Annotated in this window: 24 protein-coding genes; 17 read left to right on the top strand and 7 right to left on the bottom strand. The window is 59.5% G+C overall.

Translation table 11 applies throughout. The features are described from left to right. Nucleotides 1–47: 47 nt before the first annotated feature. Complete coding sequence (locus FBZ97_RS11355) at nucleotides 48–434, bottom strand: VOC family protein (protein WP_145319523.1); 387 nt, start codon at nucleotides 432–434, stop codon at nucleotides 48–50. 132 nt (nucleotides 435–566) lie between these two features. Between FBZ97_RS11355 and FBZ97_RS11350 the strand changes: the two genes are divergently transcribed. The 3 genes from FBZ97_RS11350 (at nucleotide 567) to FBZ97_RS11340 (ending at nucleotide 2,959) form a co-directional block, all read left to right on the top strand. After that, nucleotides 567–1,070 carry an NUDIX domain-containing protein gene (locus FBZ97_RS11350; RefSeq protein ID WP_145319520.1) on the top strand — a complete coding sequence of 168 codons (504 nt, stop codon included), beginning with the start codon at nucleotides 567–569 and terminating at the stop codon, nucleotides 1,068–1,070. A 106-nt stretch (nucleotides 1,071–1,176) separates the two neighbouring features. Beyond that, entirely contained in the window at nucleotides 1,177–1,692 is a 516-nt protein-coding gene (locus tag FBZ97_RS11345) for an adenylate kinase (protein ID WP_145319517.1), read from the top strand. Between the two features lie 220 nt (nucleotides 1,693–1,912). Next, nucleotides 1,913–2,959, top strand: coding sequence for a 2-oxoglutarate and iron-dependent oxygenase domain-containing protein (locus FBZ97_RS11340; protein WP_145319514.1), 1,047 nt, complete (start codon nucleotides 1,913–1,915; stop codon nucleotides 2,957–2,959). Between the two features lie 166 nt (nucleotides 2,960–3,125). Here the strand turns inward: FBZ97_RS11340 and FBZ97_RS11335 are convergent, their stop codons facing one another. After that, a complete protein-coding gene (locus tag FBZ97_RS11335) occupies nucleotides 3,126–3,446 on the bottom strand; it encodes a 2Fe-2S iron-sulfur cluster-binding protein (protein ID WP_145319510.1) in 321 nt (106 codons plus the stop codon). A 30-nt stretch (nucleotides 3,447–3,476) separates the two neighbouring features. After that, a complete protein-coding gene (locus tag FBZ97_RS11330) occupies nucleotides 3,477–4,709 on the bottom strand; it encodes a cytochrome P450 (protein WP_145319507.1) in 1,233 nt (410 codons plus the stop codon). 123 nt (nucleotides 4,710–4,832) lie between these two features. On the opposite strand from FBZ97_RS11330, the gene FBZ97_RS11325 reads away from it, so the two are divergent. Continuing rightward, entirely contained in the window at nucleotides 4,833–5,714 is an 882-nt protein-coding gene (locus FBZ97_RS11325; protein WP_246661740.1) for an AraC family transcriptional regulator, read from the top strand. 148 nt (nucleotides 5,715–5,862) lie between these two features. After that, nucleotides 5,863–6,789, top strand: a complete 927-nt coding sequence (locus FBZ97_RS11320; RefSeq protein ID WP_145319504.1) for a cation transporter — start codon at nucleotides 5,863–5,865, stop codon at nucleotides 6,787–6,789. A gap of 7 nt (nucleotides 6,790–6,796) precedes the next feature. On the opposite strand, the gene FBZ97_RS11315 is transcribed toward FBZ97_RS11320, so the two are convergent. Beyond that, nucleotides 6,797–7,699, bottom strand: a complete 903-nt coding sequence (locus FBZ97_RS11315; protein WP_113329355.1) for a LysR family transcriptional regulator — start codon at nucleotides 7,697–7,699, stop codon at nucleotides 6,797–6,799. A 78-nt stretch (nucleotides 7,700–7,777) separates the two neighbouring features. Between FBZ97_RS11315 and FBZ97_RS11310 the strand changes: the two genes are divergently transcribed. Beyond that, nucleotides 7,778–9,814, top strand: a complete 2,037-nt coding sequence (locus FBZ97_RS11310) for an FUSC family protein (protein ID WP_186449482.1) — start codon at nucleotides 7,778–7,780, stop codon at nucleotides 9,812–9,814. A gap of 5 nt (nucleotides 9,815–9,819) precedes the next feature. On the opposite strand, the gene FBZ97_RS11305 is transcribed toward FBZ97_RS11310, so the two are convergent. The 3 genes from FBZ97_RS11305 to phnF form a co-directional block, all read right to left on the bottom strand. Further along, on the bottom strand, nucleotides 9,820–10,986 hold the full coding sequence (locus FBZ97_RS11305) for an acyltransferase (RefSeq protein ID WP_246661739.1): 1,167 nt from the start codon (nucleotides 10,984–10,986) through the stop codon (nucleotides 9,820–9,822). Nucleotides 10,987–11,116: 130 nt separating this feature from the next. After that, nucleotides 11,117–11,938, bottom strand: coding sequence for a class I SAM-dependent methyltransferase (locus FBZ97_RS11300; protein WP_113329357.1), 822 nt, complete (start codon nucleotides 11,936–11,938; stop codon nucleotides 11,117–11,119). A gap of 101 nt (nucleotides 11,939–12,039) precedes the next feature. Next, complete coding sequence (phnF, locus tag FBZ97_RS11295; RefSeq protein WP_145319498.1) at nucleotides 12,040–12,798, bottom strand: phosphonate metabolism transcriptional regulator PhnF; 759 nt, start codon at nucleotides 12,796–12,798, stop codon at nucleotides 12,040–12,042. A 223-nt stretch (nucleotides 12,799–13,021) separates the two neighbouring features. Between phnF and FBZ97_RS11290 the strand changes: the two genes are divergently transcribed. The 11 genes from FBZ97_RS11290 to FBZ97_RS11240 all read left to right on the top strand — a co-directional run bounded on the left by FBZ97_RS11290 (nucleotide 13,022) and on the right by FBZ97_RS11240 (nucleotide 22,681). Next, nucleotides 13,022–14,269: an extracellular solute-binding protein gene (locus FBZ97_RS11290; RefSeq protein WP_145319495.1), complete on the top strand. Its 1,248-nt coding sequence runs from the start codon at nucleotides 13,022–13,024 to the stop codon at nucleotides 14,267–14,269. 9 nt (nucleotides 14,270–14,278) lie between these two features. Further along, the gene (locus tag FBZ97_RS34705) at nucleotides 14,279–15,163 is read left to right on the top strand and encodes a sugar ABC transporter permease (protein ID WP_145319492.1); all 885 of its coding nucleotides are present in this window, start codon (nucleotides 14,279–14,281) and stop codon (nucleotides 15,161–15,163) included. Then, on the top strand, nucleotides 15,160–15,999 hold the full coding sequence (locus FBZ97_RS11280) for a carbohydrate ABC transporter permease (protein ID WP_246661738.1): 840 nt from the start codon (nucleotides 15,160–15,162) through the stop codon (nucleotides 15,997–15,999). Before FBZ97_RS34705 ends, FBZ97_RS11280 begins: the two co-directional genes overlap by 4 nt. Before the next feature lie 8 nt (nucleotides 16,000–16,007). Continuing rightward, entirely contained in the window at nucleotides 16,008–16,808 is an 801-nt protein-coding gene (locus tag FBZ97_RS11275; protein ID WP_186449481.1) for a PfkB family carbohydrate kinase, read from the top strand. A gap of 136 nt (nucleotides 16,809–16,944) precedes the next feature. Next, nucleotides 16,945–17,403 (top strand): phosphonate C-P lyase system protein PhnG, encoded by a 459-nt coding sequence (locus tag FBZ97_RS11270; RefSeq protein WP_113350841.1) that lies wholly within the window; start codon nucleotides 16,945–16,947, stop codon nucleotides 17,401–17,403. Nucleotides 17,404–17,405: 2 nt separating this feature from the next. Further along, complete coding sequence (gene phnH / locus FBZ97_RS11265; protein ID WP_145319487.1) at nucleotides 17,406–17,951, top strand: phosphonate C-P lyase system protein PhnH; 546 nt, start codon at nucleotides 17,406–17,408, stop codon at nucleotides 17,949–17,951. Beyond that, nucleotides 17,951–19,045 (top strand): carbon-phosphorus lyase complex subunit PhnI, encoded by a 1,095-nt coding sequence (locus FBZ97_RS11260; RefSeq protein WP_145319484.1) that lies wholly within the window; start codon nucleotides 17,951–17,953, stop codon nucleotides 19,043–19,045. The genes phnH and FBZ97_RS11260 overlap by 1 nt, the downstream gene beginning before the upstream one ends. Beyond that, nucleotides 19,042–19,953 carry an alpha-D-ribose 1-methylphosphonate 5-phosphate C-P-lyase PhnJ gene (locus FBZ97_RS11255; protein WP_145319482.1) on the top strand — a complete coding sequence of 304 codons (912 nt, stop codon included), beginning with the start codon at nucleotides 19,042–19,044 and terminating at the stop codon, nucleotides 19,951–19,953. Before FBZ97_RS11260 ends, FBZ97_RS11255 begins: the two co-directional genes overlap by 4 nt. Beyond that, nucleotides 19,953–20,780: an ATP-binding cassette domain-containing protein gene (locus tag FBZ97_RS11250; protein ID WP_113350838.1), complete on the top strand. Its 828-nt coding sequence runs from the start codon at nucleotides 19,953–19,955 to the stop codon at nucleotides 20,778–20,780. The genes FBZ97_RS11255 and FBZ97_RS11250 overlap by 1 nt, the downstream gene beginning before the upstream one ends. 13 nt (nucleotides 20,781–20,793) lie before the next feature. Beyond that, nucleotides 20,794–21,540 carry an ATP-binding cassette domain-containing protein gene (locus tag FBZ97_RS11245; protein ID WP_113350837.1) on the top strand — a complete coding sequence of 249 codons (747 nt, stop codon included), beginning with the start codon at nucleotides 20,794–20,796 and terminating at the stop codon, nucleotides 21,538–21,540. Continuing rightward, nucleotides 21,527–22,681 carry an alpha-D-ribose 1-methylphosphonate 5-triphosphate diphosphatase gene (locus tag FBZ97_RS11240; RefSeq protein ID WP_145319478.1) on the top strand — a complete coding sequence of 385 codons (1,155 nt, stop codon included), beginning with the start codon at nucleotides 21,527–21,529 and terminating at the stop codon, nucleotides 22,679–22,681. Before FBZ97_RS11245 ends, FBZ97_RS11240 begins: the two co-directional genes overlap by 14 nt. Nucleotides 22,682–22,833: the final 152 nt, after the last annotated feature.

Here is a 22,833-nt window from a genome sequence, read left to right as displayed (position 1 = left end):
CGATCGCATTTCCATTCTCCGTCGCTTCAGGTTAACGGCAGCAAGGATCAACCGGCCATCAGGTCCGGTTGCGGTTCGCCGATCTCCACCGCATGACCGTCAGGATCATAGAAGCGGAATACGCGCTGCCCCCATTCCTGCCTTTCGATGCGATGAATGAGATTGACATGCGGCGCTATCGCCTCGAAGGCAGCATCCACGTCCTCATGTTCGAAATAGAGAAGGATGTTTCGCCGCCCATAGGGTTCGGATGCTTCGCTGCTTTCCCTCCAGACCGTTTGCTCCAGCGATTTTCCATCATGAATCGCAAAGCCGGTTTCAAACAGCACGAAGCTGCCGAAGTCATTCAAGATCTTGAGACCCAATAGCTCACCGTAGAACGCCTTCGAACGCTCGATATCGCTGACGAAGGGGATTGGATTTACGAAACGCATCGCCAGGACCTGCTAGATTAGGGGAAACGAAGCAAACGAAAAACAACCTTCAAACTGCTTCACTATATCTGCGAACCGGATGCTGGTATCTGGCAAATGATTTCCATCTCGTCTCGCAATCGGAGGCCGCCCATGGCAGAAACCGCACGAACCATGATCGTCATGGATTCGGGAGAATCCCGCTTTCAATTGCGCGCCGGAGCAATGATCCGCCACGGTGATCATATCCTTATTCACCGCGCGCTCACGGACAACTTCTGGTCTTTGCCCGGCGGCCGGGTGGAGTTTCATGAGGCAGGCGCCGAGACACTTGCCCGTGAAATCGAAGAGGAAATCGGCTGCAAGGCGACCATCGGACCTTTACGCTTCATCATCGAAAATTTCTTCGAATTTGCCGGACGACGTGTTCACGAAGTTAGCGTCTATTACGAGGCGGAGCTGCTGCAGCCATTTCCGTTTCACGAAACGGAAATCGTCCATCGGGTGAAGGATGGCAATGCCGACCTCGAATTTCGCTGGGCACCTTCCACGCTGGTCGGGCTCGACCGGTTCGACCTGGTGCCAGCTCCCATACGCAACCTCATCGTCACCAATCCCGCTGGCATTCAGCATTTCGTGCGGCGCGACGCAGCCTGAGTCTCCTGCCGTCTGCATCAATTGCAACAGCAAGGAAATAGCTTCATAAAAGCTCCGGCATGTTTGCCGAGTTTCCGATAGGCTCGAATCGTCAGGTCGTCATCCAATGTCGCGCATCGCCATTTTGGGAAATGCAGGCGGTGGGAAATCCACCCTCGCCCGCAAATTGAGCGAGCGCCACGCGATTCCCCATTTCGAGATCGACAGGCTGCTTTGGCAGGAAGGCTGGATTCCCACACCGATCGAGACTTATACCGAGCAGCATGAAAGGATCCTATCGGGTGAGAATTGGGTCATCGATGGCCTGGGGCACAAGAATTCGATCCCGGCACGGATAAATCGCGCGACCGAGATCATCCTCATCGATATGCCGCTCTGGATGCATTTCTGGCTCGCGGCCGAGCGGCAGATCGCCTGGCAGTCGGGTACGATCGAAAACGCGCCCGGCGGACTTTCGGCCATGCCACCGACGCGAGATCTGTTCCGGACCATATGGGAAATCGAGCAAGACTGGATGCCCGACATTCGCCGCCTGTGCACGGAAGCGCAAAATGCCGGCAAGGCGCTGACACGGATAGGCAGTGTCGATGAGCTGGATGCGCTTACGAAGGAATTGGGGTGAACTGCGGCCTTGATGACTATTCAGATAAGCGGCAGTCGCGAGAACGACGACCGTAAAACCATTCCAAAAGATCAGCGATCTTTGAGATTATCTTCTTTGCTTTGATAACGATGGGCTTTTAGCCTTGGTTAAACCCATAAGAGCCATTTGCAGGCTCGGACACGGCAGGCGACGGCGTTGCGGTCCGAAAACAAAGACGAGCTTCGAAGAGGAAATCTCATTGCCCCGCGATACCACGCCGACTGGCTCCGACGCATCACTTCCAACGCTTGATCTCCAGCGCCTCTATGCTTCGCCGGCAGAACATCAGGCCTTTATCGCAGAGCTTCGCACGGTGCTTTACGATCACGGCTTCTTCTATCTGACGGGGCACGGCGTCGATCCCAAGCTGATTGCCGACGTGGTGGCAACGGCCAAGCGTTTCTTCGCGCTGCCCATGGAAGAAAAGCTCAAGATCGAGATGGTCAAGTCACCGCACTTCCGCGGCTACAATCGCGCCGGCCAGGAGCGTACCCGCGGCGAACAGGATTGGCGCGAGCAGCTCGACATCAACACCGAAAGTACACCCTTCGAGATCGGTCCGGACACGCCGGCTTGGCGGCGCCTCCAGGGACCGAACCAGTGGCCGGAGGCGTTGCCGGAACTCAAGCCTTTGCTGCTTGCCTATCAGGCCGAGGTGACGCGCATCGGCATCGACGTGCTGAAGGCGATTGCCGCAGCTCTCGGCCAGCAGGAAAACGTCTTCGCCGATATTTATGAGCCGCAGGCCTCGCAGCTTCTGAAGATCATCCGCTATCCCGGCCGCGACGTCGCCGAAACGGATCAGGGCGTCGGCGCTCACAAGGATGGCGGCTTCGTCACCGTGCTGCTCCAGGACACCACGCCCGGCCTGCGCGTGCGCACGGAAGACGGCGTCTGGATCGACGCACCGCCGGTGCCGGGCACCTTCGTCATCAATACCGGCGAGTTGCTTGAGCTTGCGACGAACGGCTTCGTGCGCGCCGACGTGCATGACGTCATCGCACCGCCTGCCGGCGTCGAACGTTTCTCCGTCGCCTTCTTCCTCGGTTCCCGACCGGATGCGACGATCCCCGTCATCGAGTTGCCGGAAGAGCTGAAACGATCGGAGCGCGGCATCTCGGTCGACCCCTTGAACCCGATCTTCCGCGAAGTTGGTCAGAACCAGCTGAAGAGCCGCTTGCGTTCCCACCCGGATGTCGCTCGCGCCCACTATGCCGATCTCCTGGCATCGGAACAGCCGGTTTAGGCCGGATACTCTGAAAATTCGAACGAGGTCGCTAGCTCAGACATCTCGTCTGAAGGCCAGCTGCGAGAGCAATTCCAGGAAAAGTGCGCAGCGGTTTTCCGTCCGGAATTGCGCGAAACCAAAGAGATAGAGCGGTTCAGAGATTCCGTGAAAAACTGAACCGTCCCTAATGCTGACTATCCGGCACGACGACACGCATGCCGCCGACGACGCTGCTTGCGAGAATCTGACAGCTCAAGCGGCTGTTCGGCGCCGGCTCCGTCATGAATTCGATCATCGTCGCCTCTTCTTCGGAAGGCGGCGGCAGAAGATCGAGATGAGGTTGCTCGATGTAGCAATGACAGGTACCGCAGGCCAAGGCGCCGCCGCATTGTGCCACGATGCCATCGATGCCGCTCCTGACGGCCACAGCCATCAGAGTTTCACCCTCCTGTGCCTTAACACGCGTCTCACGACCAGCGGAATCGATGAACACGATTTCACACATTGCATTCTCCATATTTTTCGGTAAGCCCGTTCACGCGGCAATAAGACGAACATCCAGACGTTGCGGACCGCGCACCGAGAGCCCGCGCTTGTAGGCGGGACTGTCATCCAGCAGTTCTATCGCGCGGGTGCGTCGCAGGAGCGTCGAGAAAATGATCTCCATGTCCAGCCGCGCGAGATGATTGCCGAGACAGAAATGCGCGCCGCCGCCGAAGGCCAGATGGCGGTTAGGGGTGCGCTCGACATTAAACACATCGGGTGAGTCAAATTGCTCCGGATCACGATTGGCCGCGCCATAGAGCAGGCCGATCTTTGTGCCCTTAGGCAGCGGCGTGCCGGCAATCGTCTTTTCTTCCGTCAGGTAGCGATGAAAGAATGGCAGCGGTGACTCGAAGCGGAACATTTCCTGGATGGCAGTCGGCATCACGGCCTGGGTTTCCCGCAGCTTGCTCAGAGCATCGGGATATTGCATCAAAGCATGCATGCCACTACCCAGCACATCGATGGTCGAGCCATGTCCGGCCATGAGGATCAGCATGCAGGTGGACACGAGTTCGTCTTCGGTCAGCTCGCCGGCAACATGCGCCTCGGTCAGCCGACAGAGAAGATCATCGCGCGGATTGCGTACACGCTCGGCGATGAGTTCCTTGAGGAGTTCGTAGAATTCCGTCGTCGCGCGTTCGGCGATCGCCTTGCGCTCGGCGCTGCGATCGACATCGAAATACTGCACGACCTCTTCCGACCACTTGCGCAGCTGCCCGGCATATTCCTCCGGCACACCCAGCACGGAGCCGATGATGTGGCCCGGAACCTGCGAGGCAAGATCTTCGACGAAATCGATCGTACCTGCCTGCAGGAGACGGTCGAGCAGGCGGTCGACGAAATCCTGTATCATGCCGCGCTGGCGCGCAACGAGTGCCGGGGTAAATTCACGGAACACCTTGCGGCGCAGCCGGTCATGGGTTTCACCATCGGAATCCAGAAGGCTGAATTGCACGAAGCGCGAATGGTTCGGCATGTCGTGCCAATTCTGCCGAACCTTCTGCTCCTGTATCTCCTCCGGGGAAAGAAAGAATTCGAGCGAGCGCACGAGCGTCTTGTCAGCGGCGGCAACGGCCACATCCTGATAGCGCGACAGCAGCCATATGTCGAAATGCTCGTAATAGACGGGACCGGGAGTGGCGCGCAGCTCACGGTAGGCGGCATAGGGATCGTCAGTGAACGCTTGGCTGAGCGGATCGAATGCTGGGGTTGCCATCGGCATAATCAGGACCTTTGTCCATTCTGGTTTATCACCGTAGAATACAGCGGCACGGCATGAAAAGACATGGATGCCAACCGCAGCCATATGGATAAAACTCTCATTCCCCAATAGGGTTAGGTCGCCATGACCGATAAAGCGACTTCACCAGCAACCCTCCCCCTTGACGACGTCTTCTTTCAGACTCCGGGCAAGTTGTCCCGCGCCTTTCCCTACACGCTTCTCGCCGCCGGACGCCGGATCTGCACGCCAGCGGAAATGCCGATAGCCCACCGCTTCAACCATCACACTTTGATCCTTACTCTCAGCGGAAAAGGCCTGTTGCAGGTCAACGGAGTCTCCAGCCTGCTGCATGAGGGGACGATCGCCTGGCTGGACTCCTCAATGTTGTATTCGCATCGCTGCGAGCCACGCCATGCGCACTGGTCCTATCTATGGGTGGGCTTCGTCGGATACGGGCTCGATACCCTGTTTGACAGCCTTGGCGTGGTCGCCAATCCGGTTTTCGACATGAAGGCTGTGCACAATCTACAAGGCATCTTTGAGGGAATCCTCGGTGAAGTGGAAGGAAGAGGCTTCTTTGCAGAGAGCCAGTGCTTCGCCTTGCTCGCCCAGTTGATCTCTTCATTGGTATCGGAGCGAGCCTACAATAGTGACGTTGGCGGCGCCGTTCAGCGCCTGCAGCGGGTCATGGAGACGGTTCGAGCCGATCTGTCACGCGCCTGGACGGTTGCAGAGCTCGCGCCCGCCGCCAATCTGAGCCAAGCCCAACTGTTCCGACGCTTCCGTCAGAGAACGGGAACGACGCCTATCGACTGGCTGCGGCACGAGCGCGTAAACGCCGCCAAGCGGTTGCTGGTGATAACGGATGAGCAGATCGGCAAGATCGCCGCCAGATGCGGCTACCCCGATCCATTCCACTTTGCCCGTGACTTCAAGAAGCTGGTGGGCGTCACGCCGAGCGAGTTTAGACGGCAGGGCGAAAACGACAGACCACGCCGATCCTGAGGCGATTGAGTGCCTCTCAGCTTACGCTTGAAGAGGTATTTCATGACTGAACCATCTCGATTGGCTTGGGACATATGACGCGATAGAAGTCTGTCGTGCATGCCAGATTATTCGAAATGCATGCCGCGCTTTAGCTGGGGATTAAGAAGTGACGACCGAACAAAGCGTCCTGCGCATTTCCATCATCGTGACATTCGTTCTGGCCATCGCCGGTATCGTCTTCGGCATTCTCTCCGGCTCCTATGCGATCGTCTTTGACGGCGTCTACGCGCTAACCGATGCGAGTATGACGATCGTGGCGCTGATCGTTTCCAATCTGATCATATCCTCCGCGACGAACACGACACCCGCCGGCAAATTCGCCAAGCATTTCACCATGGGCTTCTGGCACCTCGAGCCGATGGTGCTTGGCCTCAATGGCGTCCTCCTGATGGGAGCCGCGGTCTATGCCCTGATCAACGCCATCGGCAGCATCATGGCCGGCGGCCGTCATCTCTCTTTCGATCAAGCCATCATCTACGCGGTGCTGACCATGTTCATCGCCTTCCTGATGGCGGCTTATGGCAACCGCGCGAACAAGACGCTCAGATCCAATTTCATCGCACTGGACGCCAAGGCCTGGATCATGACCGGCAGCCTCAGCGGCGCATTGCTCCTCGCCTTCATCTTCGGCTTTTTCATTCAGGGAACGAAGCTGCAGTGGATGTCGCCTTATGTCGATCCGGTCGCTCTGGCTCTCGTCTGCCTCATCGTCATTCCCATGCCGATCGGAACGATCAAGCAGGCATTCGCCGACATCCTGCTCGTGACACCTGCGGATCTTCGGGAACATGTCGATCGCGTCGCGACCGACATAGTTCGACGCTACAATTTCTTATCCTACCGCTCCTATGTCGCGCGGGTCGGCCGCGGCAAGCAGATCGAACTCTACTTCATCGTTCCACCGGATGGACCGACGAAGAAGCTGGAGGAATGGGACCATATCCGCGACGAAATCGGTGAAGCGATCGGCGACGAAGGGCCGGACCGCTGGCTGACGATCGCTTTTACGACGGATCCGGAATGGGCGGATTGAGCAGCCGCTACCCCCGCCAATCCTTGAACACTTCGGCGAGAAAATCGACGAAACTGCGCACCTTTCGATCCGACGTAGCGCGTCTTGGAAAGAGTGCGTTGAGCTCGATATCATCGGCTCGCTGCCATTGCGGGAGAACCGCTTCGAGTTCGCCGCGCGCAAAGTGCTGCGCGGCCAGTTGAGGCGATACCAGCGCTATGCCTGCACCGGCAACGGCCTGGCGGATGATGGTGGTTACCTCGTTCGACATCAGGATCGGCTTGACGATGACCTCGGCCACATTGCTGGCTTCGTCGAGCAAGCGCACCGTCGCCAAAGATGTGCCGGCGCCCATCATCATCACGGCATGCTCTCTGAGATCCTGTGGACGTTCCGGTCGGCCGAACCTGTCGAGATAGGCGGGGCTTGCGGCTAGGTGGGCGCGAGACCGACCGAGCGTGCGCACAGAATAGCCGGAATCGGAGAGCGGTCCCGTTCGCAATGCCACGTCGAAGCCGTGCTCGATGAGGTCGAGGGGATAATTGTCGTAAGTCAGGGCCAGCTGCACCTTTTGATAGTTCTGCCGAAACTCGCCCAGCCTTGGCTCCACGACACTCAGGCCGAGCGTATAGGGCATGAGGACGCGCAGCATACCCTGCGGCTCGATGCGCACCGCGCGTGCTGTCTGGTCCGCCTCCTCCAGGATCTCCTCTGCCCTGATGCAGCGCTCGTAATAGTCGCGCCCGGCATCCGTGACCGATACACGCCGGGTCGTGCGATACAACAATTGAACGCCGAGATCGTCCTCGAGCTGTTTTACGCGGCGGCTGACGCTCGTCAAAGGCAGCCGCAGTTGTGTCGCGGCGGCGGTGAAACTGCCGCGTTCCGCAACGCGTAGAAAAATCCGAATGCTCTCGAGGTCTCTGGCCATATTCTACCGTTTTCAGCAACAATATATCTTGAATTTACGCCATTATCCTTATTCGTCCATACCGTTATGGCTACGCGCATGACCGTGGCACCTCTCAACTCAGCACGACTATTCAGCTCCTTGGCACATGGGCTTGCGTTGCCACCGTGGTTGACGCGACCGGCAGTGGGTTTCGCGCTACGAACGACCGCAGCCTCGCTCGTAGCGCTCTACATCGCCTTCCTGCTCAATCTCGACGATCCGAAATGGGTGCCGATGACGGTCTGGATCGTTGCTCAATCCAACCGCGGCATGAGCCTTTCAAAAGGCCAATACAGAATTTTGGGCACGATCATCGGGGCCGTTGCCGCGGTGGCCATGGTCGCGCTTTTCATGCAGGCGCCGGAGCTGTTCATTCTGTCGCTCGCCCTATGGCTGGGACTGTGCACGGCGCTCGCCACCGGCTTGCGCAATTTTCGCGCCTACGGTGCCGTGTTGGCAGGATACACCGCGGCTATCGTCGCATTCGATTCCATCGGTTCGCCGCTGGAGGTCTTCGACATTGCGGTGGCACGGGTGATCTACATCGCCCTGGGGATCATGACAGAAGCGGTTTTCAGCACCGTCTTCGCGCCTGGCACGCCGCTGCAGGAGACCCAGAACCGCCTGACAACATATCTCCGCCAGGTCTCCGATCTCTGCGCGCGCGCATTGCGCGGCCAGAGCAACACTTCGGGTTTCCGAGGGCTACTGACGGGCGCGTTGGAACTGGATGCCGCTGCAGAATATGCCGCCGCAAGCTCCCGTTCCGTACGCAGCCGTTTGGGCCATCTACGCGGCGCCGCAGTCGCAATGCTGACCCAGATGGCGATCGCCCAGTCTCTGCGCGAGCATCTCGCGGAGCGACCGGATCTCGATGAACCTCTCGTCGAGAAAGCAGCTATGGCACTCGACGCTATCGGCTCGGCATCACCGGTCGCTCCCAATACCATTGCCGCATTGCGGGCAGATGTTCGGACTGCACTCTCCGAAACTGCTGTTGACTCCGATCATGCGATCCCGCCTCGGCTTCTGATCCTGGATCACCTCGACAGGCTGCTTGAAGCCGCCCATGGCGCACTCACGCGCCAGGCCCTGTTTTCGGACGAGAAAGCCCCCTCCTCAAGGCTAAGGCTCTCCTTCCACGTCGATCATCGCGACGCAGTTCAAAACGGTATTCGCACCTTCGTCGCCATCGTCATCGGATCCTGGTTCTGGATCGCAACCGCCTGGCCATCCGGCCCGAGCTTCATTGTCATTCTCGGTGTCATCTGCGCCCTGTTTGCCACCCGGCCCAATCCGGTGGTCGGCGGAATGGGTTTCCTCAAGGGCGGGCTCGTCGCGGTGATTGCGGCAGCGATCTGCAATTTCGCCATCCTGCCGATGCTGTCGGACTTTACCGAACTGGCCATGGTCATCGGCATCATCATGTTTGCAACCGGGCTTGCCATGCGCAACGTCCGCACTGCCGCCCTGGCAACGAGCTTTGCCTTTCTGTTTCTGGATCTGGTCGGCCCAGATAATACCAGCCGTGCCGATGCGGCTTCTTTCATGAACGGTGCCCTAGCGCTGATCCTTGGTGTGGGATCGGGCGTACTCGTCTTCACGCTGCTCTTTCCATCCAACCTGCCGGCAAAGCGGCAGCGCCTGCAACGCGCCACGCTGCGCGATCTGGCGGATATCGGCCGGTCTCCGGGCCATTGGACGAGAGAGCATTGGCTGAGCAGGACGGCCGACCGCCTGGCGGGCCAGGCCGCAGCGAATGCCGGCGTTCCCGAGAAACAGGCGGAAGACGACCTAAGGGGAATGCTTGCCGCGCTTGCGATCGGCGAGGCTGCGATCACGCTCGCCGAACTGGCAAGAGAGCACCCTCATCTTGCCAAACCACTGAACGTCGTGCTGCGTCAGCTCGGCCGCGGCGATCCGGCTCGTCTTGCAAAAGTCTCGCGCGCGGCCGCCCAACATCTTTCCTACTGGATCAGCAAGCCCGACATCTCGACCCGCCACACGCTGATCCGTGCTGCGACCCAGCTCGACACGATCGCCTCGGCGGCATTGAACCACGTCGATTACCTTCGCCAAAAGCGAACCGCCTGAAAGCGTCAGGCACTCTCGGTATCCGCTGCCGGGAGCGCCCCAGCCGATATCCGCTTGCGCCGTGCCGAGCCGAGCACGACGCTCTGCACGCGGCGCGTAAGCGGCTTCTCGATACCTCTGAAGAGCGCCAGGGCAAGCAGGGCAGCAGCGAGCGTCGAGAAGCCAGCGAACAAACCAAGCGGCAGAGCCCCTCCGATCACTTTCGCCCAAATGGCTCGCATGGGTCGCAGGATAAAGGGATGGGCGAGGTAGAGGCTATAGGAGGCATCTCCCAAAGCGACACTCCAGAGTACAGGTCTCTTATGAGGCAAAACAGGACCGATTGCGGCCGCAAGAACGAACAGAGCCGCAGGCAAACCGCTTCGCAGGAATTGCGGCAAGGCCGCATCGTTCCAAAGCGTGGAGACATGAACGAAGCCAAGAAGCCCTATGGCCACGAGCCCGAACGCAATACCCTTGCCGATCCTCACGCCGCTGCGGAAAATCAGAGCGACATAGACGCCAAACAGGAACTCCAGAATGATCGGGCTCGTCCAGAATGCTATCTGGACATGGCTGGGGTCAACGAGATTTCCGACGAGCGCCATGCCGACCATGAGCACCGACAGCCAGATGACCCCCACCCTTATCGGCAAAAGGAGCGCCAGTGCGAAGAACACATAGAACAGCATCTCGTAATTCAGAGTCCAGCCAAGCGCGAGCACCGGCCTGATCTCCCCCACGCCACGCCCGGACGGAATGAAGAAATAGGAGGCGAGAACATGGGATATGGAGCCGACGGGAACGACGAGCAGCGAGGGTGCCGCGAGCGCGCCAAGCAACATGATACTCGTCAAAAGCCAATAGAGGGGGACGACACGAGCGCAACGCCGTAAAAAAAAATGCAGCGGAGCGCCGCTCTTGCCGAACTCCGATGCTGCAGTGTGGGTCATGATGAAGCCGGAAAGAACGAAGAAGATGTCGACGCCGAAACCGAGATTCCAGGCAGAGCCATCGACCGCTGCACGTCCTGTCGCTGCTGCAAGGATCTCTGTTTCGTGCAGAGCATGGGCGATGACCACGGAAGAGGCTGCGAGCGCGCGCAGCACCTGAAGGTTCAAGAGCATATGAGCGGATTTGCCGGCGTTGCCGCCCGCATCTCGTCCCTCAGGTATTTCCTTATAAAACCTCACCGGAAAGCTCAGCGAATATTGCCCTAGATCTCCATTTGGTATCCACGACAATATAATAACTCGTCGCCGCATGCATAAATCGGCAGCCCTGCTTTAGATTATAGTTATTCTTCAGTTAATATTTCAGACGTTAGGCAGGATAAGCCGTCGCCAGGATGATATGTGCCTGAATTTTAGCAGCAACTTCGCCGCTACCGTGTCTGGCTTCGATTGCGGCGGCGACATAGTCGGTCGCAGCCTGCAGCTTCTCCGCTTCTCTGGCTTCGATTTCGTTACGGAGCAGAGTTCCCTGACAATAAGCTACGGCCGGAACGCGCGGCGAAGATGCCCGGCTTTGCTCGGCCCTCGTTTCAATCGCAATTTCGGAGAAACCAGCGTTCTCGAGATCGCCGCGAATCCGATCCACATCGTGATAGCCATGCGGAGTGCGCGCCAGAAAGCGTGGCGGATCGTTGGGAAAAATCCGGGCAAGCGCGTTCGTGACATCATCCGCGAATATGTTCTCTTCGATGCGGTCCCAGACGTTGAAGAGGAAATGTCCACCGGGCTTCAGAACGCGCTTTGCCTGGCGGTAGGCCGAGATACGGTCCGGAAAAAACATGGCGCCGAACTGGCAAAAGACGAGATCGAAAGATGCATTTTTGAAGGGCAACGACTGGGCATCCGCCTGCTGCCATGTGATGCGGCTGTCGGGAGCCTGCCGCGAAGCGGCGTAATCGAGCATCGGCTGGTTGAGGTCGGTGACGACGTAATTTGCGCCGGGGGATAATTTCGGCGCCAATGCGCGGGTGACAACGCCGGTGCCTGCAGCGATTTCCAACACTGCGTCGGGCCGCAAGGACGCTGCTCGCTGGGCTATATCTGCCGCGTAAGGCTCGAAAATCAACGGCACCATATGGCGGTCGTAATTTTCCGGAATCGAGCCAGCGAATAGCTTGTCTGCCTCCAACATCGCATCACCCGCTGCGCGCCTGAGAAAGCCCGATACTAGCATATCGCAGCAGACGCGTCATTCAGGCTCTGAAGAGACCCAATCGCGCGGAACCGGTCTATTCAGCCCGCGTCACCGCGCGCAAGCACGTCCAGAAGCTGGCTGGTGTTGTCGATGGAGAATTGCACGCGCTCGCCCGGCCAGACGGATTCCGAATAGGAAATCGGCGTGCCCTTGAGATCGACGTCCACCTTTCTCGACACAGCCACCGGCTGAGACATGGACTGGCAGAGCTGTTTCGCCTCTTCGCTTGTCGGCAGACGGACGACGATATCCGTGCGCAGGCGGATATAGTCGGGGATACCGTATTCGGCCAGAATGACGGTGACGCTTCGCCCGCTGCGCCGCGCCTCGTTGAAACCTGGAAAACGGCGCACCGGATAGTAAGCATGCGAATAGTTGATCGGCTCCTCGTCGGCAAAGCCGCGGCGGACAATATGATAAACCGGCTCACCAAGTGGAAGCCGCAAAGCCTCTGCGATCAATTCCGAAGCCGGGACAACCTCCTCATGAATGGCCTGACCGAGCGGTTCTCTGCCTTGATCGAGCAGGTTCTGGGAAAAGCGCGTGCGTTCGGACAGGCGATAATCGAGGCGACTATCCCTGACGAAGGTTCCGCGCCCCTGCTCGACCAGCACGAGCCCCCGGCTTTCGAGACGGGAAATGGCGCGCCGTATGGTGTGCCGTCCGACGCCGAAACGTTCCATCAGGTCGGATTCCGTCGGAAGCTGCGCCTTTGGTGACAGGCGACCGGTCAGGATATCCTCCGCAATATCGCTCTCGACCTGTTGCCATTGCCCGTGCAGCAATTTCTTCTCCATGCCTGCCTTCCGAATTCAACCATGTCATTCGAATGTCATATATCGGCTACAGCATCGATTTTCAATCTGTGCCCGATATCGGAAATCCAACAAACAGCGGCCAAAGTCAATTTTTACCCTCGAGCTTTAGCGCTTCGCCACGCTTCTCTTCATATGGGTGTCATCCGCCGTCGCTAGGTAAATATCCGAATGTTTTATCAATCATTCGGATATTGAGGATAAGATGATAGGACTTAATCGTCGTCTATTTATCGCGGGCACGACCGCAGTCATCAGCACATCGATCGCTTTGACCGGCAAGGCCCGGTCCGCCGACGCGGCTATCGAGATTTCGAGCACCTGGGGCTCCGACAAGCCGTTCCAGAAGGTTGTCGACGCTTTTAATGCTAAGCAGCTCGGCATAACCGTTACCAACCGTTTCGACGGCGACTATGAGGCCGTGACCGCCAAGGCGGTCGCGAGCGTCGCCGCCGGCCGTCCGCCGGCCATGATGATCACCGGCTGGAAGTTCGGCTATTTCGCCAAGCGCACGCTCGGCGCCCGCGACCTTCGCGAGATCAATTCCGCAAAGGCAGAGGCAATCCTCGCCAATTTCCGCCCGTCGGTCCTACCGCTGGTCACCATCGACGGCGCCGTCATCGGTCTTCCCTGGGCGATGTCGACGCCGATCACCTATATCAACAGCGACATGTGGAGGGCTGCCGGCCTCGATCCCAATCTGCCGGAAACGCCTGATACCAAGTGGCTCTACGAAAGCGCCCGCAAGCTCGATGCGGCCCTGAAAGGCAAGCATCCGACCTATCGCTCGCCGATCTCCCTCTCCAACAACGAATGGACGAGCCAGTCCTTCATCCAGAATGCCGGCGGCTTCATCATCGATCCCGATGGCAAGTTAGCCCTAAACAGCGCGGAAGCCATCGCCGGCATGACCGAATATTGCGCCCCGGCCCATGAAGGGCTTTGGCTGCCCGTCAGCGACAAGGAGCAGACGGCCGCGTTCCAGTCCGGCGCACTTGCGATTTGCACGACCAGCTCGACCGCCGCCGTCACCTTCCCCTTCGGTGCGGCAAAGGCTGTCACGACCAAATTCCCGGGGCTTCCGGGACATCAGCGCAAGATGAACAGCGGCGGCAATTTCCTTGCCATTTACACGCGCAACAAGGAACAGGCGGAGGCCGCTCTAGCCTTCCTCGAATTCTGCGCATCGAAGGAAGGCCAGACGCTTTGGTCTCAGACCGGCTACCTCAACACGTCGACGCACGACATTCCGCTCATCAACGAGTTCATGAAGCCGGCGGCGGCTCAGCTCGGCGATGGCCTGACCGCAGAGACGATCTGGCCCGGCAAGCGCGGCCTCGAAGGACAGGCCGTGTGGCGCAAGTGGGTCTCGCGTATGCTGCTCAAGGAAACGACGGTTGCCGACGGTATCAAGGGCGCTCATGACGAGCTTGCTGGGCTGATTTCGGCATAGGTTCGCATCATGCCATTTCGTCTTCGATCGCTGGCCCCCTACCTCTTCGTGGGGCCAGCCGTTTTTTCCGTGGCGATATTCCTCTATGGCCCGCTGATAGCGTCGATGTTGTTATCGGTGGTCGACTGGAATCTGCTGTCGGCAGACATCCGCTTTGTCGGCGTCGATAACTACGCGTCCATCTTCGACAATTCAGATTTCCGCATGGCGGCCTGGAATACGCTGCTTTACTGCGTCGTTCTCATCCCGGCCGAGATCGTCATCCCACTAATCTTTGCGGTCATGCTGCATTCGGTGCGCAAGAATCCGCTGCAAGGGCTTTATCGCGGCAGCCTGTTCCTGCCGACGATCGTCGCCTATTCAGTAGCAGGCGTTGCCTGGTCTTGGCTTTTCAATCCGGTCAACGGTCTCTTCAACGAGGTGCTCGGCCATTTCGGCTTTCCACCGTCGCGCTGGCATACGGATCCGAACCTTGCGCTCCTCTGTGTCAGCCTCGTCACCTTCTGGAAGACCTTCGGCCTCAACATGCTTTTGTGGCTGGCAGCGCTCGCGAACCTGCCGCATCAGCTGCGTGAGGCGTCTGAGCTCGACGGTGCAGGTTCGACGCGGCATTTCTTCGACATAAGCCTGCCGCTGATGACGCCGACGGCCTTTTTCATCAGTGTCACGACCTTCTTCCATGTGCTTGACGACATTGTCGGCGTCATCGATGTGCTGACCCATGGCGGACCGGCGGGCAGAAGCTCGAGCCTTCTCTATTTCCTGTGGCAGCAGGGTCTGTTGTTCTTCCAGTTCGGGCCGGCAAGCGCCGTTGCCGTCATCATCATCGTTCTCGTGCTCGCCATCACCTGGCTGCAGTTCCGCGTCAGCGAGAAGCGGGTGCACTACAGATGAGCGATATCGGTCACAAGCTTCACAGATTGCTGCTCCATGTCGTGCTCATGGCAATCTGCATCGTCACCGTGTTTCCGCTCGTCTGGATGGTGACGGCGGCCTTCACGCCAAACGACATGATCATGGCGAGAGCGGTGCGTTTCTGGCCGGAAAATCCGACGCTTTCGAATTTCGCTATCGCCGCAAGCCGTCATCCGATCTGGATGTGGCTTTGGAATTCCATGCTGACCGCCACCCTGATCACCGCCGGAAAGCTCGCTCTCTCCGTGCCTGCCGGCTTTGCCTTCGGGCGACTCGAATTCAAGGGGAGGCAGCCGCTGTTCTGGTTCGTTATCGCCACCATGTCCTTTCCAAACGTGCTGGCGATCATTCCGACCTATATCGCCGTGGTGAAGCTCCAGGCCTTCAACACCTATGGCGCGATGATCATCCCATCGATCCCCTATATCGGCTTCTATGTCTTCTACATGCGGCAGGCTTTCCGGTCGCTTCCCGCTTCGATATTCGAGGCGGCACGCATGGATGGAAGCGGATTGTGGCGGCAATTCATCGAGATCGGCATCCCCAATGTCATTCCGGCAATATCCGCCCTTTCGGTGATTTCCTTCATGGGGGCCTGGAACATCTATCTCTGGGGTCAGCTCGTACTCGATGATGCCTCCAAGAAGACGCTGACGACGGGTATTGCCGCCTTCGCCGATTTGGAGGGCGCCGAGCGGGCCTGGGGACCACTGATGGCAACAAGCCTGTTGTCGATCGTCCCCGTTCTCTTGATCTTCCTGCTGGCGCAGCGTTTCATCGTCGATGCGCTGGCACCAGGCATTGATGACAGATAGGCGGATGCATGCCCCGAGTAATCGTAATCGGATCGGTAAACCACGATCGCATATGGCAGCTGGATGCACCGCTGGTTCCGGGCGGACGCATACAATTTTCGTCCCGGACGACCCGCCTCGGCGGCGGCGCCTTTTATACCGGCCTGCAATTGCTGGAATTGGGAGCGGACGTCGCGATCGTTTCGAGGCTGATGCAGGACGAACAAGGGCAAACCGCATTGCGATCCCTTTCCTCGAGCGGCTTCCATACCGAATACATCATGATGGCACCCGGAGAGACGGCACCGCTGGAAATTTTCCTTGAGCCGAGTGGAGAGCGGACGATCCTCGCACCGACCGGGCGATCTCAGCAGCTGACGGCAGCCGGCAAACTGTCGGGTGCAGGCGTCTATATCAACGCGCTCGCGCTCGACGAAAGCCTCGTCGAACAGATCGGCGCGCAGCCGCTCGTCCTCTCGCAATTTCCGTTGCGGCCGGCAACGCCGCGACCGGCAGACTATGTCATCTCCTCGCGCGACGATATTCCGGATGATCTCAATCTCGCCTGGCAGAGGGCCGGCCAAATCGCCGGTTCGCGCCTGAAGATGCTCGTGCTCACCGACGGCACGCGCCCGATTACGCTGTTTGACGGCTTGCAGGCGGTAGAAGTCGAACCGGCTACAAAGGTCGACACGACCGATACCATTGGTGCCGGCGACCGTTTCGCCGGTTCTTTCCTGTTCGCCTTGCTGCAGGGGCAGGCACCGGCGGCCGCTGCACGGGAAGCAAGCCGCATCACGGCGGAATGGCTGCGCCGGCGCAGCGCCTAGGGAATTCGCGGCACCCCGAAAATCTCTTCGAGCAAGACAAAATGCCATAGACAATTCATTCGAATGACTATAGTAATCATTCGAATATTTTAGAGCCCCATTCCCCGAACAAATCCTGATGCCCGAGGAAAAGATGATGACTGAGGAGAAGACTGGTAACCCGGTCAACGCATCCTATACGCATGCGCAGGCACTGGACATTCTCGCCGCAAGCCGCCCGGCGCACATCAAGGCTGCGGCCGAAAAGGTGCTCGACACCCTCGGCGAGGTCGATGTCGTCGTGAACCGTACCGGTCTTGCCATGCTGCCGCTGATCGATACCGTTCGCAGCACCGCCTTCCATCTCGGCGAAGTTCTGGTGTCCGAAGCGCATATCCGCGTGCCGGATCGCGCCGTGGAAGGCTATGGCGCACTGGTCGGCCGGGATCTCGAACACGCCATGGGAATGGCTGTGATCGACGCAGCGATCGCTGCCAATCATCAGGCCGCTCTCATCCTTGAGCTCCTAAATGCCGAACGGCGCCATCAGGAAGAGGAAGACCGGCAGCTCCTGCAAAAAGTCGAGGCGACCCGCGTGCAGATGGAGACATTCTGACCATGGCCAACAATCTCCTGCCCACCCTCGACGATACCCGCACCAACGCCACCTTCGAAGAACTCATGTGGGCGCTGAGCCGGCCCGGGCAGCCGCGTGAACTACCCGCTGAAGGCTTCTGGCCGCTCGCCGAAAGCCTGCTCGATCACGAATGCAGCTTCCATGTGACAAGCGATCCGGCGCTGGACCTAAAGATGACCTCAACCGGTGCGAGACGAATGCCGCTTGCCGATGCGGATTATGTCTTTACTGCTATCGGCTCCTCCGAAGCTGTCGAAGCCTTGTCGACATTGCGCATCGGCAGCCTACTGTATCCCGATGACGCCGCAACGCTGTTTGCCCCCGCGCAATTTGGCTCCGGACAGCGACTGCGTCTCACCGGCCCCGGCATCAAGGACAGCGTGACGATCGAGATCGACGGTATCGATCCCGCCTTCTGGCACATGCGTGCCAAAGCAATCCGTTACCCGCTCGGCTGGGATCTCTATCTCGTCGACGGCAAACGCATGCTTGGTATTCCGCGTTCCACGACAATCGAGGTGCTCTGATGGCCTATGTAGCAACCCGCGGCGGCGAATACGCCATCGAACAGGCGGAACGGCTTTTCCGCGCCGATCTCGGCCCGATCACGCGCGAGCGCGTCGAGGCGGTTCGAAACGGCCTTCCCTATCTCATCGACCGGCTGATGGGCGAAGCCTCGCTTTATGAGCCAGACCTTGCGGCGCTGGCACTCGCCCAGGCCGGCGGCGATCTCTACGAAGCGATCCTGCTGCTACGCGCCTACCGCACGACGCAGCCACGCATCGCCGTCGCCGAACCCGTCAATCAGCCGGATCTTCTGACGGTCCGCCGCATCTCAGCCGCCTTCAAGGATATTCCAGGCGGCCAGATATTGGGGCCGACGCTGGACTACTCCCACCGCCTGCTTCAGGTCGACGTGTTGCAGGGCAACGATTATGTCCCGGAGCCGGTGATCCCGGCTGCCAAGCCGGCGCCGGCGACGCAACCGTCGCTCACCAGCTGGCAGAAGGCGCAAGGGCTTATTCTGGACCATCCGGTCGAAACCGTCGCGCCTGAGGAAATCCCCGATCTGACGCGCGAGCCACTGCTGTTCCCGGCAGCGCGCGCCCACAAGCTCCAGAGCTTGGCCCGCGCCGACACCGGCGGCACGCTGGCGCTCGGCTATGCCACCATGCGCGGCTACAGCGCTGTGCATCCGACCGTCAACGAGCTGCGTCTGGCCTATGCGCCAGTTCGCCTGCGCCATCCCTCGGGTACAATCTTCAGCGCCGGCCGCGTTCGTGTGAGCCAGACCGAAGTCATTTCCAAGGCGAAGGAATTGCAGCTGGGCTTTTCGGCGACCTTTGGCTGGAACGAGGTAAAGGTGATCGCGGCGGCAACGCTCGACCTTGCCTCCAACCAGCCCGACCCGCACCCGGCTGCTAACGAGGAATTCGTGCTCTATCACACCGAGCCGGTCGAAAGCTCCGGCTTCTGCATTCACTTCAAGCTTCCGCATTACGTCACGTTCCAATCGACCCTCGACGCGCTGCGCCGCGTCAAGACGGACAAGGACGCTGCCGGCACAAAGCCAGCCGTGACAGAAAAGCTCGCCCCGCAACAGGAGGAGCCTGCGCTATGAAACTTCAGGAATTGACTAAGCCCTGGATGGCCTTCAACTACGGTTTCCTCGATGAATCCGCCAAGCGCGAAATGCGCCGCCGCATCCTGAAGGCGATTGCCGTTCCCGGCTACCAGGTGCCCTATGCGAGCCGCGAAGTGCCGATCGCCCGCGGCTGGGGAACGGGCGGGCTGCAGATGACGCTGACGCTGCTCAAGCCGACATCCGTCGTCAAAGTCATCGACCAGGGATCAGACGATTCAGTGAATGCGAGCAGCATCCGCAAGTTCGTGGCGCGGGTCGGTGGCGCCGTCGAGACGGAAGACACGATGGCCGCAACCATCATCCAGTCCCGCCACCGCATTCCGGAGGAAAAGCTGCGCGAGGATCAGGTCCTGGTGCTGCAGGTTCCGAACCCGGAACCACTGCGCCCCGTTCAGCCGGATATGTCCGTCGCCCGCGAAATGCATGGCGATGCCGATTATGGGCAGCTGTGGCTGGTGCTCTACGAACAGCTCGTCAAATCGGGACGGATCATGCAAGGGTCCAGCTATCCGAGCATGGTCAACGGCCGGCATGTGATGACGCCATCGCCGATCCCGCGCTGGGACGTGCCCAAGCTCAATCAGGCCGACCACCTGACAATCCTGTCCGCCGGCCGGGAGAAGCGCATTTTCGCCGTGCCGCCCTATACGCGCGTCGAGCCGCTCGTTTTCGATGACGTGCCGTACCGCGTCGAAGATCACCAGGACAAGACTTGCTACCGCAGCAATGTCACCGGCTTCTTCATGAACGAGCTTCCGCAGGAAGACGGTTCCTCGCAATACGAACTGTCCGACAGCCATTTCGGCGTGAAGCACATCCGCAAATCCGAAGCGGAAGCGGTCGAGATCGGCGAGACCTGGTACAAGAATGGAAGGATGGACTGATGGCCGCGCTTGACCCCACTCAAACGGCAGAGCTGACCCGCCAGCCACCGCGGCTGATGCTGGCCGAGCCTATCCTGACCATGCGCGGCATTGCGCGCAACTATGGTGACGTCACCGCGCTCGGCGGCGTCGATGTGACTGTTTATCCGGGCGAAGTGCTCGGCATTGTCGGCGAATCCGGCTCCGGCAAGTCGACGCTTCTGAGGATGATGAACCTTGAGGATACGCCCGACACAGGCACCTATAATCTTGCTCTTCCCGGGCACGAGAGCCGCGACCTCTTTACGCTCGACCGCTTCGAGCGGCGAATGCTGCGGGCGCATCACATCGGCATCGTCTATCAGAACCCGCATCTCGGCTTGCTGATGAACCACACGAGCAGCGGCAACGTCGCCGAACGCCTGCTGATTTCAGGCAATCGCAATTTTGCCGAGCTGCGCGAACGGGCGCGCCAATCGCTCGACGCGTCGGAATTTCCGATCGAGCGCATGGATGCCCGACCGAACGAGCTTTCCGGCGGCATGCAGCAGCGCGTACAGCTCGCCAAGGCTATCGCGCTCGAGCCGGCCGTCCTGCTGCTCGACGAGCCGACGACCGGCCTCGACGTCAGCGTTCAGGCGCTGGTCCTCGATACGCTAAAGCGGTTGCAGCGCGAGCGTTCGATCACCATGGTTCTGGTCTCGCACGATCTCGGCGTCATACGCACGATGGCAGACCGGGTTATGGTCATGCGACGCGGCAAGGTTGTGGAACAGGGTCTGGCCGACCAGATCTTTCAGGATCCGCAGCACGCCTATACGCAGCAGCTCGTTCACGCCAAGCTTTGAGGAAACGCGAGAGATGAACATTCAGGTTTCCGCCCGGCAAACCACCCCCCCGGTGCTGCGCGTCCAGGGCCTTTCGAAGCAATTCGAAATGCACCATCTCAAGCGCACGCTGTTTGCCTTCGAGAATATCGATTTCGACCTTCACACAGGCGAATTCATTCTGCTGAAGGGCGAGAACGGCGCTGGCAAATCGACGTTGCTGCGCACGCTCTATCGCTCCTACCTGCCGCGGGCCGGCCACGTCTATTATCACACGCAGGAAGGGATCATAGATCTCGCGACAGCCGCCGATGTCGACATTGCCGTGCTGCGCCGCCGGGAAATCGGCTTCGTCACGCAGTTCCTCAATGCTCGCCCGCGCGTTGCCGCCGAAGAGATCGTGGCCGAGCCGCTGAGGCTTGCCGGCACGTCGCATTCCGAAGCCTTGGCCGAGGCGCGGCGTTGGCTCGATGCTTTCGGCGTCAAGAAGCAGCTCTGGTCGGCTTATCCTTCGACCTTCTCCGGTGGCGAGCAGCAGAAGGTCAATCTGGCTCGCGCGCTCATCCTGCCGCAGCGTCTGCTGCTGCTCGACGAGCCAACCGCATCGCTCGATCATGCCGCCCGCAAGGCGCTGGTCGAAAGATTGGCGCAGCTCAAAACGTCCGGCGTTGCAATGATCGGTGTCTTTCATCATCCCGAGGATGTAAGGGCATTGATCGACCGGGAACTTCATCTGGAAGCCATCAAGATCGAGGACGAGCAAGACGATGTGGCTGAGTAATTTCGAAATTATATTGCAGGATCGCGTGATCGAGCGCGGTGCCATCAGGATCGAAGATGGGTTGATCGCTGAAATCAGCGAGCGGCCTGTCGACGGGGCTGAAATAGACGGCCACGGCCGGTTTCTATTGCCCGGTTTTGTTGACATGCATGGCGATATGATCGAAAAATGTGTGGAGCCGCGCGTCAATGTCCGCATGCCGCTCGAACTCGGCGTTTACGACCTCGACAAGATGCTCGCTGCCAACGGCGTGACGACAGCCTATGCGGCCGTCGCCTTCACACCGGCAACTTACGGCCATGTCCGCTCCATCGAGCATACCCACGCCATGATCGAGAAGCTTGCGTCGATGCGCGAAGAGCTTTTGATCGACCACCGCGTCCATGGCCGCTTCGAGGTGACCTTCCTGCCTGCGCTGAGAGAGGCAAAGACCCTGATCGACGCCGGCGCATTGCACCTGATTTCGCTGATGGATCACACGCCGGGCCAGGGACAATATCGCGATATCGAGCTGCATATCACCAACACGGCAAAGGCCAAGAAGATCAGCGAGGCACAGGCAGCAGAACTCGTGAAACAGCGCATGGCGGCCCGCTCCGAGCATGGCGACAGCATGGACATCATCAACGGCTTGGCGGAACTGGCGCGCGAACATGGCGTCGTCCTTGCCTCTCACGATGACGACACCATCGAGAAGGCAGCACTTCTGCACAGCCTCGGCGCGGCAATCAGCGAGTTTCCGATCAATATTGCGACGGCCACCGAAGCAAGACGGCTGGGATTGGCAACGGCCATGGGCGCGCCGAACGCGCTGCGCGGCCTTTCCTATTCCGGCAATCTTTCCGCGCGGGAAGCCTATGAAGCCGGCGTGCTCGATATCCTTGCGAGCGACTATCACCCCTCGGCCATTCTGCCGGCCGTGATCGCGCTCGCGGAAGTCGGCAAGGGCGGCCTTCCTGCCTCCGCTGCGCTGGCAAGCGCCAATCCGGCAAGGGCGCTGGGCCTGAATGATCGCGGCCGCATCGCCGAAGGATTGCGCGCCGATCTGGTCATCGCAGAACGCGGCCGGATACCGCGGGTGCACGGCACGATCCGCGGCGGCAAGATGATCTGGTCGGACGGAACCATCAAGAGCTTTTAAGCCATAAGGCAAGACCAGTGGGCAATCCGCCCTGGTATATAGCATCCGGTCATCGCCTAAGGGCATTGCAGTGACGTGAAGTCGCTGCCACATAACCCCTTCTCCCCGATGGAGAGAAGGAACGAGTGGTGCCTACCCATTGGCGGAAGGGT

This window comes from Rhizobium sp. ERR 942, assembly GCF_007828395.1.
GTDB classification, from domain to species: domain Bacteria; phylum Pseudomonadota; class Alphaproteobacteria; order Rhizobiales; family Rhizobiaceae; genus Rhizobium; species Rhizobium dioscoreae.
Note: the sequence above shows the minus strand (reverse complement) of the source record. Positions and strands in the feature narration are given on the sequence as shown.